The 14,075-nt window shown below is 54.7% G+C and carries 9 protein-coding genes; 1 reads left to right on the forward strand and 8 read right to left on the reverse strand.

Annotation, left to right across the window (positions count from 1 at the left end):
• Window positions 1-274: 274 nt before the first annotated feature.
• The 7 genes from icmF to NWF35_RS02610 all read right to left on the reverse strand — a co-directional run bounded on the left by icmF (window position 275) and on the right by NWF35_RS02610 (window position 10,049).
• Entirely contained in the window at window positions 275-3,535 is a 3,261-nt protein-coding gene (gene icmF, locus NWF35_RS02580) for a fused isobutyryl-CoA mutase/GTPase IcmF (RefSeq protein ID WP_301237527.1), read from the reverse strand.
• Complete coding sequence (locus NWF35_RS02585; RefSeq protein WP_301237528.1) at window positions 3,468-4,178, reverse strand: TetR/AcrR family transcriptional regulator; 711 nt, start codon at window positions 4,176-4,178, stop codon at window positions 3,468-3,470. Before NWF35_RS02585 ends, icmF begins: the two co-directional genes overlap by 68 nt.
• Before the next feature lie 13 nt (window positions 4,179-4,191).
• On the reverse strand, window positions 4,192-5,160 hold the full coding sequence (meaB, locus tag NWF35_RS02590; protein ID WP_301237529.1) for a methylmalonyl Co-A mutase-associated GTPase MeaB: 969 nt from the start codon (window positions 5,158-5,160) through the stop codon (window positions 4,192-4,194).
• A 12-nt stretch (window positions 5,161-5,172) separates the two neighbouring features.
• Window positions 5,173-6,315 carry an acyl-CoA dehydrogenase gene (locus tag NWF35_RS02595; protein WP_301237570.1) on the reverse strand — a complete coding sequence of 381 codons (1,143 nt, stop codon included), beginning with the start codon at window positions 6,313-6,315 and terminating at the stop codon, window positions 5,173-5,175.
• A 153-nt stretch (window positions 6,316-6,468) separates the two neighbouring features.
• Window positions 6,469-7,611: an acyl-CoA dehydrogenase gene (locus NWF35_RS02600; RefSeq protein WP_301237530.1), complete on the reverse strand. Its 1,143-nt coding sequence runs from the start codon at window positions 7,609-7,611 to the stop codon at window positions 6,469-6,471.
• Between the two features lie 253 nt (window positions 7,612-7,864).
• Window positions 7,865-8,719, reverse strand: coding sequence for a 3-hydroxybutyryl-CoA dehydrogenase (locus NWF35_RS02605; protein ID WP_301237531.1), 855 nt, complete (start codon window positions 8,717-8,719; stop codon window positions 7,865-7,867).
• A gap of 151 nt (window positions 8,720-8,870) precedes the next feature.
• Complete coding sequence (locus NWF35_RS02610; RefSeq protein ID WP_301237532.1) at window positions 8,871-10,049, reverse strand: acetyl-CoA C-acetyltransferase; 1,179 nt, start codon at window positions 10,047-10,049, stop codon at window positions 8,871-8,873.
• A 270-nt stretch (window positions 10,050-10,319) separates the two neighbouring features.
• Here NWF35_RS02610 and NWF35_RS02615 point away from each other — a divergent pair, with 270 nt between their 5' ends.
• Entirely contained in the window at window positions 10,320-11,180 is an 861-nt protein-coding gene (locus NWF35_RS02615; RefSeq protein ID WP_301237533.1) for a Cof-type HAD-IIB family hydrolase, read from the forward strand.
• Window positions 11,181-11,323: 143 nt separating this feature from the next.
• On the opposite strand, the gene NWF35_RS02620 is transcribed toward NWF35_RS02615, so the two are convergent.
• Window positions 11,324-13,942 carry a phosphoenolpyruvate synthase gene (locus tag NWF35_RS02620; protein ID WP_301237534.1) on the reverse strand — a complete coding sequence of 873 codons (2,619 nt, stop codon included), beginning with the start codon at window positions 13,940-13,942 and terminating at the stop codon, window positions 11,324-11,326.
• Window positions 13,943-14,075 lie beyond the last annotated feature (133 nt).

Genomic DNA, 14,075 nt, shown 5'->3' on the forward strand with positions numbered 1-14,075 from the left:
GCCGTTGTTCACCTCCGGTTGACACCGCCGGATGGTGAAAACGGCTCCCTTTTTTAAGGGGGTGAGGATATGGACAAAGTCCGCAGGTTCCGATTTCTCGTCTCCGTTCCGTAGCAACAGTTAGAGTCGCTCGACGGGAACGGACCCGCTCCCCTAAAAGAGGGTGGCCATTTTCCCATGAGCGACCTTTGAGAGCAGCGATTCAGGAGCGAGAGACGGCGGACCCGGGAAAACAATGCCCCCTTATGGAATGACCTAACACGTCTAAACAGGATCACATGTTTCGCCGGTATTGCCCTCCGACCTCATACAGCGCTGCGGTGATCTGTCCCAGACTGGCCACCTTCACCGTTTCCATCAACTCGGCGAAGATGTTACCGTTTTCTCTCGCCACCTGCTTCAGACGGGCGAGAGCGGCAGGTGCTTCATCTTTGTGCCGTTCATGGAATTGGCGCAAGCGACGGATTTGCGATTCCTTTTCTTCCGGCGTGGCGCGGGTCAGTTCCAATTCCGGCTCTTCCGGCGGATTCGGGTTGAGGAACGTATTGACACCGATGATCGGCAGTTCACCGGAATGCTTTTTGGTTTCGTAGTAGAGGGATTCCTCTTGGATTTTGCTCCGCTGATACTGCGTTTCCATCGCACCCAGGACGCCGCCCCGGTCGGAGATCCGCTCAAATTCCGCCAACACGGCCTCTTCCACCAAATCGGTCAGCTCTTCGATGATGAACGATCCCTGCAACGGATTTTCATTTTTGGCCAATCCCAGTTCCTTGGTGATGATGAGCTGGATGGCCATCGCCCGGCGGACCGATTCTTCGGTTGGCGTGGTGATCGCCTCGTCATAAGCGTTGGTGTGCAGAGAGTTACACTGATCATAGATGGCCATGAGCGCCTGCAACGTGGTGCGGATGTCGTTGAAATCGATTTCCTGCGCGTGCAGGGAACGGCCCGAGGTTTGAATATGGTATTTCAATTTCTGGCTGCGTTCGTTTGCTCCGTACAACCGTTTCATCACCACTGCCCAAATGCGGCGGGCCACCCGGCCGATCACTGAATACTCCGCATCCAACCCGTTGCTGAAGAAAAACGACAGGTTGGGGGCGAAGTCATCCACATCCATCCCGCGGCTACGGTAATATTCCACGTAGGTGAACGCGTTGGCCAGCGTAAACGCCAGCTGGGTGATCGGATTGGCGCCGGCCTCGGCGATGTGGTACCCGCTGATGCTGACGGAGTAGTAGTTACGCACGCGGTTTTGGATGAAATACTCCTGGATGTCCCCCATCATCTTCAGCGCGAACTCCGTGGAGAAAATGCAGGTGTTTTGCCCCTGATCCTCCTTCAGAATGTCCGCCTGCACCGTTCCGCGCACCGATTGCAACGTTTTTGCCTTGATCGTTTCGTATTCCTCCGGGGAGGGTTCGCGACCGTGCGCTTCACGGAATTTCTCTACCTGCTGATCGATGGCGGTATTGAAGTACATGGCCAAGATAATCGGCGCCGGCCCATTGATCGTCATCGAGACGCTGGTATTGGGTGAACACAGGTCGAAACCCTTGTACAACTCCTTCATGTCGTCCAACGTGCAGATGCTCACCCCGGACTCTCCGATTTTACCGTAAATGTCCGGCCGCTCGTCCGGGTCCTCGCCGTACAGGGTGACACTGTCAAACGCGGTGGACAACCGTTTGGCCGGATCGTTTTTCGACAAGTAATGGAATCGGCGGTTGGTCCGTTGCGGTGTCCCTTCCCCTGCGAATTGCCGTTTTGGATCCTCGTCCGTCCGTTTCAGCGGGAAGACGCCCGCGGTATAGGGGAAACGGCCCGGCACGTTCTCAAGCAGACACCAGCGCAGGATTTCTCCCCAATCCTCGTAACGGGGAAGCGCGATCTTCGGAATTTTGCTCCCGGCCAGCGTCTCGTGGTACAGCGGCATGCGGACCTCTCGGTCCCGCACTTTGAACACGAATTCATCCTGCCGATACATTTCCTTGAGCTTCGGCCACTCTTCGATCAGTTTTTTGCAATAGGGGTCCAGTTGTTCCTCGATTTTCCGGATCGCCTCATCCAGCGGTTTCAGCGGAGCTTCCGACGTCGTTTCCTTCACCAGCCACTCGCGGGCGCCGTGCAGTTGGAACAACCGGCGTGCGAGTTCCGTCTGTTCCTCCACCCATTTGCGATAATTTCGCACCGTGTTGGCGATATCCCGCAGATAATGCGTCCGCTCCGGTGGGATGATGTGGCGGACTTCCACCTGTTGTCCCGTTACGTCCATGGAGGATTTCCAGCCAAGATCGAACTTCTCATTCAGCTTGTCGATGAGAGCCCGGTACAACACATTGGTGCCCGGATCGTTGAAGCGGCTGGCCATGGTTCCATAAACTGGGATTTTTTCATCAGGCAAATCAAATTTCCCATGATTACGCCGCCATTGTTTCTTCACGTCGCGCAGCGCGTCTTCCGATCCTTTACGGTCGAATTTGTTGATGGCGATCAAGTCGGCGTAATCCAGCATCTCGATTTTTTCCAACTGAGAAGGCGCGCCGAACTCGGACGTCATCACATACAAAGACAGATCGCTCACTTGCGTGATGTCCGCATCCCCCTGGCCGATCCCACTCGTTTCCACGATCACCAGGTCGTAACCCGCCCGTTTGACGATGGCGATCGCGTCACGGGTGGCCGCACTGAGCTCAGACCGGTTACGCCGCGTCGCCAAGCTCCGCATGTACACACGCGGGTGGTGTACCGCGTTCATGCGAATGCGGTCACCGAGCAATGCACCTCCTGTGCGTTGTTTGGACGGATCGATGGAGAGCACGGCCACTTTTTTTCCCGGGAAATCTTCCAGGAACCGCCGTACCAATTCGTCAGTGAGTGAACTTTTCCCAGCACCTCCGGTTCCGGTGATGCCCACCACAGGAACAAACCCGACCTCGGCAGCGGACTCCGCCAATTCCGCCAGTGTGGACGCCACCGCCTCACGTCCTTCCCGATCCTCCGCCACATGTTCGGCCAAGGTGATCAGGCGGGCGATGGCACGCGGGTCGGCTTCCGGGAGTTTCTCCAATTCCCATGTCACCTGCTCCACAGTGGGGAAGTCGCATTCCTTCACCATGTGGTTGATGATGCCTTGCAACCCCATTTTCATCCCGTCGTCGGGAGAGAAGATCTTGGCCACGCCGTACGCTTCCAACTCCCGGATTTCTCGTGGAACGATCACACCTCCCCCGCCACCAAACACGCGGATGTGCTCCGCTCCCCGTTCTTTGAGCAGATCGATCATATATTTGAAAAACTCCATATGACCGCCTTGATAGGAGGAGACAGCAATGCCCTGCACATCCTCATGAATCGCCGCCGTCACGATTTCATCCACCGAACGGTTGTGCCCCAGATGGATCACTTCCACACCAGATGCCTGCAACAGACGGCGGAACAAGTTGATGGAAGCGTCATGCCCGTCAAACAGGCTGGCCGCCGTCACGAACCGCACCGCATGTCGGGGACGGTAAACCTCGGTTGTCGTCATGGTGTTCACCTCCTGTTGGTGTCGTCAACTCCCTCAGCAACAACGCTGTCTGCAAGCGAGTGTATTCTTCCAAGGTGTAATACTTCCGGAGTGCCCACCGGCGAAACGTCCACATTTGCCCCATCACCATGATCTGATGAGCCATCAGTTTGACTGAGGAAGGCTCCAGATGAAGCGTTCCGTCGGCGATTCCCTTCTCCAATATCCGTTCAAACAGGGACGTAATCTCTTCTTCTTTTTGCAAGACGTAGCGAAGCGCTTCCTTGGGCAAAGATTTGGTTTCCTGATAGATCAAAAGCACATAGTCGCTCATTTCGTCCATCACGCGAAAATGATGAGCCACGGCCCGCACCAGACTGTCCCTCCCGGTGGCTTCTTCATCCACCGCCTCATTCAGCCGTTTTTCCAGCTCAGTGTGGATGTCGTCGCACACCAGGTACAACACGTCTTCTTTGGTTTGAATGTATTCGTACATTGTGCCGATGCTGAAGCCGCATTCCCGTGCGATTTCGCGGGTGGTCGTCTTGTGGAATCCCTTTCGGACGAACAATTCCACCGCACCGCGAATGATTTGCCGACGCCGCTCTTCTACCAGCTTGGGGTTCTTGATCTCGGAAGGGATCGGTTTGCGATGCTGCGGCATCCGCACCCCTCCTTTATTTGGAATGATCTCCTCCATCGCACTTGCCTCGCATTCGCCTCCACCACTGATCCGCCACCTGATGAGGTCCGATTTCCCTTCGTTCGACACGGTCCAGATCGGTTGCAGCCTCGGGACGGGATAACCAAGACTGAATCTCCCGATGCAAACGTTCCTCCATGATAGCCAGCACTTCCCGGCGCAGACGGTGGAGGCGGCGTCGGTTCCATTCACCGGTTTGTTCGAGGAAATCCCGGTGTTCCGTCAACGCTTCCCACAACCGGTCCGTTCCCTGTCCCCGCGTCGATACAGTGGACACAATGGGCGGGCGCCAAGCGTGATCATGCTTCGCAATGTCCAGCATCTCTTCCAGTTGGGCGATCAGTTTGCGGGCGCCGTCCAGATCCGCTTTGTTCACCACAAACAAATCAGCGATCTCCATCACTCCCGCTTTGAACACCTGGATCGTGTCGCCCGCACCGGGTGTGACGACCAGCGCCACGGTATCCGCCATATGCATGATGTCCACCTCGGACTGCCCCACCCCGACGGTTTCCACAAAAATCACGTCGTAACCGGCCGCATCCAACACCCGAACCGCTTCTCCCGTCGCCCGGGACAACCCGCCCAGACTGCCGCGCGATCCCATGCTGCGGATAAAAACCCCCTCGTCCAGTGCGTGGGCGGTCATCCGCACCCGGTCGCCCAAAAGCGCTCCACCGGTAAACGGGCTTGTGGGGTCCACCGCGATCACACCTACGGTCCGTCCCTGTCCACGTAAATGGCGAATCATCCGATCGGTAAGTGTACTTTTGCCTGCCCCCGGCGGACCGGTCCACCCGATCACCCATGCCCGGCCAGTGTGCGGATAAAGGGCTTCCAACAATGCCGTCCGTTCCCGTTCCTCACCACTCTCCAGACAGGTGATGGCTCTAGCGATCGCTCGCCGGTTTCTCTGCCGGATGTCCCGTACCCACGCGTTCATGGCCACCACCCTTTAGGATTTCAGCAGGTGATTGGCGATGACCACCCGTTGAATTTCATTGGTGCCCTCATAGATTTGCGTGATCTTCGCATCGCGCATCATACGCTCCACCGGATATTCCCGTGTATACCCGTATCCGCCGAACACCTGCACCGCCTCGGTGGTCACTTCCATCGCCACATCAGCGGCAAACATCTTGGCCATCGCCGATGCCTTTCCGTATGGAAGCCCCTGGGACTCCAACCATGCCGCCTGATAGGTGAGCAAACGTGCCGCCTCGATTTTGGTGGCCATATCCGCCAACTTGAATTGAATCGCCTGCAGTTTGGCGATCGGCCGCCCGAATTGCACCCGTTCCTTCGCATATGCCAGCGCGGCATCCAACGCACCCTGGGCGATCCCAACCGCTTGGGCGGCAATACCGTTTCGCCCGCCGTCCAACGTTTTCATTGCGATTTTGAAGCCTTCCCCTTCTTCCCCCAGACGGTTTTCCACCGGAATCCGGCAGTTGTCAAAGAGAATCTCCAGCGTGGGAGAGGAGCGAATGCCCAATTTTTTTTCTTTTTTGCCGAAGGAAAACCCCGGTGTCCCCTTCTCGACGATGAATGCCGTGATCCCGTGGTGCTTCTTGGTGGGGTCGGTCACCGCAAACACGACGTAGATTTCGGCTTCCCCGCCGTTGGTGATGAAAATTTTGCTACCATTCAACACATATTCGTCTCCGTCGCGCACCGCGGTCGTCTTCATCCCTGCGGCATCCGATCCGGAACCAGGTTCAGTCAGCCCATACGCGCCGATTTTCGTTCCCTCCGCCAGCGGACGCAAAAACCGTTCTTTCTGCTCATCGGTACCAAATGCAAAGATGGGCCAGCTGGCCAGCGAAATGTGAGCGGACAGCGTAACACCGGTGGAAGCGCACACGCGCGACAGCTCCTCCACGGCGATTACGTAACTGAGGAAATCGGCGCCACCCCCGCCCACTTCCTCCGGCCACGGGATTCCTGTCAAACCCAGCTCAGCCATTTTGTCGAAAATGGTACGGTCAAATCTCTCTTGTTCGTCCCGTTCGGCCGCTGTTGGCGCCACTTCCTTCAATGCAAACTCCCTCACCATTTTCTGCATCATCACATGCTCTTCGCTCAGCTGAAAATCCATGCACTCTCCCCCGCTTCCCTCGTTGATATACCGTTGCGGGATGACGGGTCCGTCCATCGGTTTCTCACCACTCCGTCTCTTTCTGATCCCGCATCCCGCTGGATGAAAATGGTCACCTTTCACATAGGAGACGGTTTCTTCTCCCGACGAGGCTCAGTCCTCCAACAACGTCGATGCGATGACGAGGCGTTGAATCTCGTTGGTGCCTTCATAGATCTGCGTTACTTTGGCATCCCGGAACAAGCGCTCCACCGGATACTCCCGGGTGTACCCGTACCCGCCGAACACCTGGATCGCTTCCGTAGTGACTTTCATGGCCGTATCGGTCGCAAACAGTTTGGCCATTGACGCTTCCCGCTTGCAATGATGTCCCTGTTGCCGCAGGTGAGCCGCTCGGTAAATCAACAATCGGGCCGCCTCAATGGCGGTGGCCATATCCGCCAACTTGAACTGAATTGCCTGCATTTTGGCGATCGGCTGGCCGAACTGCACCCGTTCCTTTGCATACGCCAGCGCGTGCTCGTAGGCCGCTGTGGCGATGCCCAACGCTTGAGCCCCGATCCCGATCCGTCCCCCCGCCAGGTTGGACAGCGCGATTTCATACCCCTGTCCTTCCTTCCCGAGCAGGTTGGATGCGGGGACTTCCGCATTGTCAAAGATCAGCTCGCACGTATTGGAGCCATTCAACCCCATCTTTTTCTCTTTCTTGCCAACCGAAAATCCGGGTGTGTCTTTTTCCACGATAAACGCGGATATCCCTTCGGCTCCCTTGTCCGGGTCGGTCACGGCAAACGTGACGTACACATCCGCCTCACCGGCGTTGGTAATGAACACCTTGCTACCGTTCAACACATATTTGTCACCCACCCGGCGCGCCGTGGTGCGAATCCGGGCGGCGTCGGAACCGGCCGAAGGCTCCGTCAGCGCAAACGCCCCCAGGTATTCGCCGCGTGCCATCCGAGTGACATAGGTTTTCTTTTGCTCTTCGTTACCGTAGCGCAGGATCGGCATCGTTCCCACTGAGGTGTGTACGGCCAGGATGACACCAACGGCAGCACTCACCTTGGAGATCTCCTCCAAGGCCAAAATGTAGGAGATGAAATCTGCGCCGGCGCCGCCCCACTCTTCCGGAATCGGAATCCCCATCAGCCCCAGTTCCGCCATTTTGTCCACGATCTTGCGAGGGAAAGTGTCTTGTTCATCCATTTCCGGAACCATGGGCAGGATTTCGGTTTGAGCGAATTCCCGTACCATTTGGCGCAACATGTTCTGTTCAGATGTGAACTGGAGATGCATATCCCTCGTCCCCCTTCGACGGAATGCCGGGCAGCTTTGAATCCCGGATTACTAGGGTGTGTTTGGCAAATATGACCCGTCTCGTTTTCCCAGTCGCGACACCTGCACCCGGCGAGGAAACAGAGCTGCTCAAACCGATCCGCTAACCGATCCCGTTATCAGATCCGTCATCTCCCTATCGCTCGGATTCGCGTTCCGGGTTGCCCCCAGATATTCATACAACCGAAACACCCGGCCTTCCGTTGCCGTTTTCTCATTCGTAAACGTAAAACCCGCGTCCCGTCTTGCGCCCCAGCCAACAAGCCGCTACGTATTTTTTGAGCAAGGGGCACGGGCGATACTTGCTGTCACCGAATCCCTCATACAACGTTTCCATGATGTACAGGCAGGTGTCCAATCCGATGAAGTCGGCCAAGGTGAGCGGGCCCATCGGATGGTTCATGCCCAGTTTCATCACTTCGTCGATCGCTTCCGGTGTGGCGACCCCTTCATACACCGCATAGATGGCCTCATTGATCATCGGCATGAGTACCCGGTTGGAAACGAAACCAGGGAAGTCTTGCACTTCGACCGGCGTTTTCCCCATATGGCGGGCCAAACGATCCACTACACGGAAGGTTTCTTCCGAGGTGGCCAGACCGCGGATCACCTCTACCAACTTCATCACAGGAACTGGGTTCATAAAATGCATCCCAATCACTTTTTCCGGCCGCTTGGTGGCCGCCGCAATCTCCGTGATCGGCAGCGACGAGGTATTCGTTGCCAAAATCGCGTGCACTGGAGCATGTTGATCCAGCTGACGGAAGAGATCCGCCTTCACCTGCTTGTTTTCCACTACCGCCTCAATGACCAGATCCACCTCGGCCACGGCCACGGCCAAATCCGTCAACGGGTGCAAGCGCCCCAGGATCTCCTCCTTTTGCTCTTCGGTGAGCCGCCCCTTTTCCAGTTGACGCCCCAGATTTTTCTCAATCGATTGCAGCCCCTTGTTCACCCGCGCTTCATCGACGTCCACCAACGTCACGTGAAGGCCGGATTGCGCCGCCACTTGGGCGATACCGCTCCCCATCTGGCCGGCGCCGATCACGCTGACGCGTTGAATTTCCATGTGCATCCCCTTTCTGTAGCGTTTTTTCATTCTTACAGGGGTGTGTCTGATCCATATTTCCCACATTGCTTTCCCGGTTCGCACTACCTGCGATCTCAAGGAAGCAGATTATGGCCGCTCCGCCCCGGAGCGCAGGACGCCATTCCGAGCATCAATCCACCTTGACCAATACGGCATCTCCTTGCCCTGAACCGCTGCAAATGGCCGCTACCCCCCATCCGCCGCCGCGCCGACGCAATTCATAAATCAGCGTAAGAAGGATCCGCGCGCCGCTGGCGCCGATCGGGTGACCCAGCGCGATTGCCCCGCCGTTAACATTCACCTTTTCTTCATCCCAACCAAGGATTTTTCCGTTGGACAAAGCGACGGCGGCAAACGCTTCGTTCACTTCCAACAGGTGAATGTCGTCCAGCTCTCGATCATGCTGCTTCAACAACTTCTGGATCGCATGGGCCGGGGTGATGGGGAAATAGCGCGCTTCCATCGCCACTGCCGCATGCCCGACGATTTTGGCCAACGGCTCAACCCCCAGCTCCCGCGCTTTGTTCGCAGAGGACAGCACCAACGCTGCCGCACCATCATTCACACCGGGAGCATTCCCCGCGGTGATCGTGCCGTCTTTCAAATAAACCGGTGAAAGCGATGCCAGTTTTTCCAGAGAAGTGTCCCGACGGGGGGATTCATCCGTGTCTACCACCGTCTCATGTTTCTTTGTCTTGACCGTGACGGGAACGATCTCTTCCGCCAATTTGCCCGACTCGATCGCTGCGATCGCCCGCTCGTGACTGCGCAGTGCCCAACGATCCTGCTCTTCGCGCGATACTCCATACTCCGCCGCCACATTGCTGCCGTGAACAATCATGTGAACATCATCAAACGCACACCACAAACCATCATGAATCATCAGATCCACCAGCTTCCCGTCACCCATGCGCTGTCCCCAGCGCCCCGACGGCACAATATAGGGAGCATTGCTCATGCTCTCCATGCCACCCGCCACAATCACCTGCGCCCCGCCGGACCTGATCACTTGATCCGCCAATGTCGCACTACGCAGTCCTGATGCGCACACTTTGTTGATCGTCTCCGTCTGCACCTCCCAAGGCAACCCCGCATGTCGCGCAGCTTGCCGGGAGGGAATCTGGCCTGCCCCGCCTTGCAGGACCATACCCATGATCACTTCCTCCACCGCTTCACGCGGAATCCCGGCGCGTTCCAGTGCTCCCCGGATCGCGATGCCACCCAGCTCTACAGAGGGAATTCCCTTCAAAGCACCACCAAATTTCCCAAACGGTGTGCGCGCACCACCCAACACCACGGTTTCCGTCACTACGGCCACCTCCAACAGCAAATTTTGATCGAGCGCTCGTTCGAAATTCGCCGAAAAATGAAAACGCCTTCATCTCTAAGATAACCCGAGGCGCTTGTCAATGCAATAGCAATTATTCGGAAGATCATTCTAGATTGAAGCTTCTCACTTTTTATGATATGCGGTCCGCTCACCGGGATTCCCCCGTAGGACTGATCATTTTTCCCGATTTGCCTCTTGACCTGAAAAGCATTTCAGAATGTACACTCTAGGCAAAAGGGGGAAATATCCTTGAAATTAACAGCCATCGATTTGGACGGCACCTTGCTCGGTACGGACGGCATCATTCACCGAGCCAATGCTGAAGCGATCCGGGAAGCCCAAGCGCGCGGCATCACGGTCGTGATCGCTACCGGGCGTTCTCTCCCCGACGCCAAGCGATTGCTCAAGGCGGCGGGATTGTCCTGTCCGGTCATCGCCGTCAACGGAGCCGTGGTCGAGTGGGAAGGCGAGTGTATCCGTAACGTCTTCCTTCCAAAGCCGCTGGTGAAATCGGTATGGGATCTGCTAAAAAACATAGGTATTTACTACCAAATTTACACCCAACAAGGGATTTTCTCTTCACGGGAAGGGCAACACCGTCTGGCGAAAGAATCGGCCCTTATCGAACAGGCGGCCGCCCGTTCAGAGTCACAAGCCGCACTTTGGCAGATGTCTCAACTCCAACTCTATCAACAGGGGCTGATGGAGCTTACAGATGATTCATCGCTCCCAGACTGGCGGGTTCACAAGTTCTTGTGTTTTTCCACATCGGAGGAACAACTGAAAAGCATCCGGGAATGGACCCATCAGTTTGAGGAGTTGACCGCATTCTCTTCCGGCGCAGGTTCATTGGAGATAACCTCACGCGAGTCACAAAAGGGGATTGCACTCCGTTGGCTGGCGGAACGTTTGGGGATACCGATGGAGGAAACCGCCGCCATTGGTGACAGCGAAAACGACTGGTCCATGCTGACTGCCGCCGGACTGGGCATCGCCATGGGCAACGCCGATCCGGCCATTCGGCAGGTGTGTCGTTATACCACCCTCACCAACGACCAAAACGGAGTAGCACATGCATTTCATACGTGGATTTTTCCGCAAATACGCTAGAACCCCTGACAGCCGGCGTTACCTTCGGGGCGTGACGGCAAGGGTTCTGGACCCCCGGGTCTGATCGGCCCGGGGATGATATATACTTGGTATGCAATGTGCGACGATAAGGACTGGGTTTTCCCGCTCGCTCCTTATAACACTTACTTATTTTCTCCACTTAAAATCTCCACAAAACCCTGGTTTCCGTCTACACGAATCATTTGCCCGTCTTTGATTTTCTTCGTGGCATCATCCACTCCCACCACGGCGGGAATTCCATATTCACGAGCCACCACCGAACCGTGAGTCATCAGGCCACCTACCTCTGTAACCAGTGCTTTTGCCGATTGGAATAACGGAGTCCAACCGGGATCGGTATGAGGAGCAACAAGAATCTCCCCTTCATTGAGGTGAGCATCTTCTGGTTTCAAGACGGTCCGGGCCTTCCCTTCAACCACTCCGGCGGAAGCCGGTGTTCCAACAAGCGCCCCTTCGGGAAACTCTCCTTTCCTGGGAGAACCTGTTACCATTTCTCCTTCACTGGTCATCATTTTGGGTGGATGCAATGTTTGGTGCCATTCATATTTTTCTTTCCGCTCAGCAACAAATGAGGAAACATCTTGTTGAAACTCGCCTTTTGAGAGTTGAATCAACTCGTCAAGAGTAAAGAAAAACACATCTTCTGCTTGATGCAGAACCCCTTTCCTTACCAGTTCTTCCGCTTCGGCCATAATGGCTTTTTTGCATTCATCCAAAATCAATGTTAACAGATATTTGGGGTGCTCTCGAAGCCCGCCCATATGGCGGTATACATCAATGAGACGGTTAATCCATTTGGACTTGAAACCACGACGTCCCACTTGATCCATAATCCGCTGAGCAGCTTCTTGGGCTTCCTGTTCTCCCTGAATGAATTTTTTCCGATGTTCTCCCGGCTTCACGCTGCGCATGTGTCCCAGGATAGCAGGAACCAGTTGGGTAGGTGCTTTACGCCAGCGAGGCCTTGTCAGGTCAATTTCACCAGGGCATCTATGTCCGTATTTGGAGATAAAATTATCAAAAGCGCGTTTAAATCTCTCTCCCCCGCGTACGTTTAAAAGCCCTTCATGGAAGGTTTGGTCATTTGCATGTTTCAGATACTCCTCCACTTCTGGCAGTTCGCGGACCAGATCAGCCAAATCGCCAATCTGCAGGCCCATTTCGCTGGTGATATTGCCGGGGAGGGATTTATTCAATTGGTACAGTTCTTTCACATCCCCCAGCGCTTTCTTCAACAACATGAATGAGATCGGGAAACAGGCAACGTATGGAAGAAGGTTCGGCAACAAATCCTTTGCCAAAATGCTTAATTGATATTGAACCGCCTCCAGGCGTTCGGCCCCGCTTACACTCTGCAAAGCTTCACGGACCTCTGTCCACTTTTTCTGCATAAAACTTTCAACCTTGCTTTTCGCCAATTTCGGGTCACGTTTGTGAAGATTTTTCCACACATTTTTTATAATGGGGGCTATGATTTGGCGTCTTGACTTGACTAAACCCTTTTTAGGGGGAACCTGGAGGAACTCAGGCCGCTGAATGACTTCACTGATGGCATGGCTGAACGCTTCATCAAACAAATTTTTAAAAGCTTTGGGCAGCATTTTTCTTCCCAGCTTGGTACGAAGCACTTCCGTGGGATCAACAAAAAGACGTCCCCCTGCTTCCAAAAACACATTTTTCGGAAAAATGGTTCGTAAGACCGAGAGCCCCAACGGTTTCATGGCATTTGTCATCATTTGTACATGACCGAATGAGAACATGACACGAAGCGGTTCTTGCGGAATGTCAGGCAGGGGATACAGCGAAGTAATCGGCCGGCTTTGCACGACAAAGATCTTTCCGTTTTCGATACAGAACTCGATGTCTTGCGGGGAGCCAAAATGCTTCTCGATTCTTTTTCCCAGCTCAGCCAAACGCAAAATCTGGCTGTCCGACAAGGCTTGCTTGGTCTGTTGATCCGGAGGCAAGTCTTTTTTCACCGTACCTCCTTCAGGCAAGGAGAAAACCGCAATTTTCTTTTCTGAAATGTTCTTTTGAATGATGTTGCCGTCTTTTACTTTGTATAAATCTGCCGACACCATTCCGGATACAATGGCTTCTCCCAATCCGAAACTGGCATCAATGGAAACGACTTTGCGATTCCCGTTCACCGGATCCGCGGTAAACAGAATACCTGAAATTTCCGGATTCATCATCCGCTGAACCACGACAGACAGGTAGACCTGACGATGATCGAACCCATTTTTCGCCCGATAGGATATGGCACGATCGGTAAACAAAGACGCCCAACATTTCCGAACATGTTGAAGCAGTTCATCCTGCCCCTTAATGTTCAAATAGGTATCCTGCTGACCCGCAAACGAAGCAGTAGGCAGATCCTCAGCCGTTGCACTGGAACGAACGGCATAAGCATGCTCTTTCCCCACCGATTCCCAGGCATGAATGATTTCTCTTCTCAACTGGAAGGGGATCTCCAATTGTTGTAAGTGAGTACGAATACGCTCTCCTAACTTCCGCAATTGATTTAAATCATCCGGGTCCATTGCATTGAGTTCTTCTAACAAAGAATCCATTTCGGGACTGGTGGCGATAAAATCTTGATACGCATATGTCGTCACACAAAACCCATCTGGTACCGGAAAGCCTGCCTTACTCAGTTCACCCAGGTTGGCTCCCTTTCCCCCGACATAAGGGAGACTGGAACGGTCCACTTGATCAAAAAATAATACATACGATTTCATGGGTTGGTCACCTTTCCTTTATCATTAATCGAACAAACGGTTCAATACAGAAAAGCAGTCCCGGGTGATCCATCCCGCCTTCATGTCTCTTAGCCTGCTCACCGGGCATACTGCAACCTGCCTGGACATTGAA

Source organism: Polycladomyces subterraneus (assembly GCF_030433435.1).
GTDB classification, from domain to species: domain Bacteria; phylum Bacillota; class Bacilli; order Thermoactinomycetales; family JIR-001; genus Polycladomyces; species Polycladomyces subterraneus.

Excerpts from the sequence above, each read along its gene's own strand:
- meaB (WP_301237529.1), bottom strand. The coding sequence starts at position 5,160 with ATGAACGCGTGGGTACGGGACATCCGGCAGAGAAACCGGCGAGCGATC.
- NWF35_RS02595 (WP_301237570.1), bottom strand. The coding sequence starts at position 6,315 with ATGGATTTTCAGCTGAGCGAAGAGCATGTGATGATGCAGAAAATGGTG.
- icmF (WP_301237527.1), bottom strand. The coding sequence starts at position 3,535 with ATGACGACAACCGAGGTTTACCGTCCCCGACATGCGGTGCGGTTCGTG.
- NWF35_RS02605 (WP_301237531.1), bottom strand. The coding sequence starts at position 8,719 with ATGGAAATTCAACGCGTCAGCGTGATCGGCGCCGGCCAGATGGGGAGC.
- NWF35_RS02620 (WP_301237534.1), bottom strand. The coding sequence starts at position 13,942 with ATGAAATCGTATGTATTATTTTTTGATCAAGTGGACCGTTCCAGTCTC.
- NWF35_RS02600 (WP_301237530.1), bottom strand. The coding sequence starts at position 7,611 with ATGCATCTCCAGTTCACATCTGAACAGAACATGTTGCGCCAAATGGTA.
- NWF35_RS02585 (WP_301237528.1), bottom strand. The coding sequence starts at position 4,178 with ATGCCGCAGCATCGCAAACCGATCCCTTCCGAGATCAAGAACCCCAAG.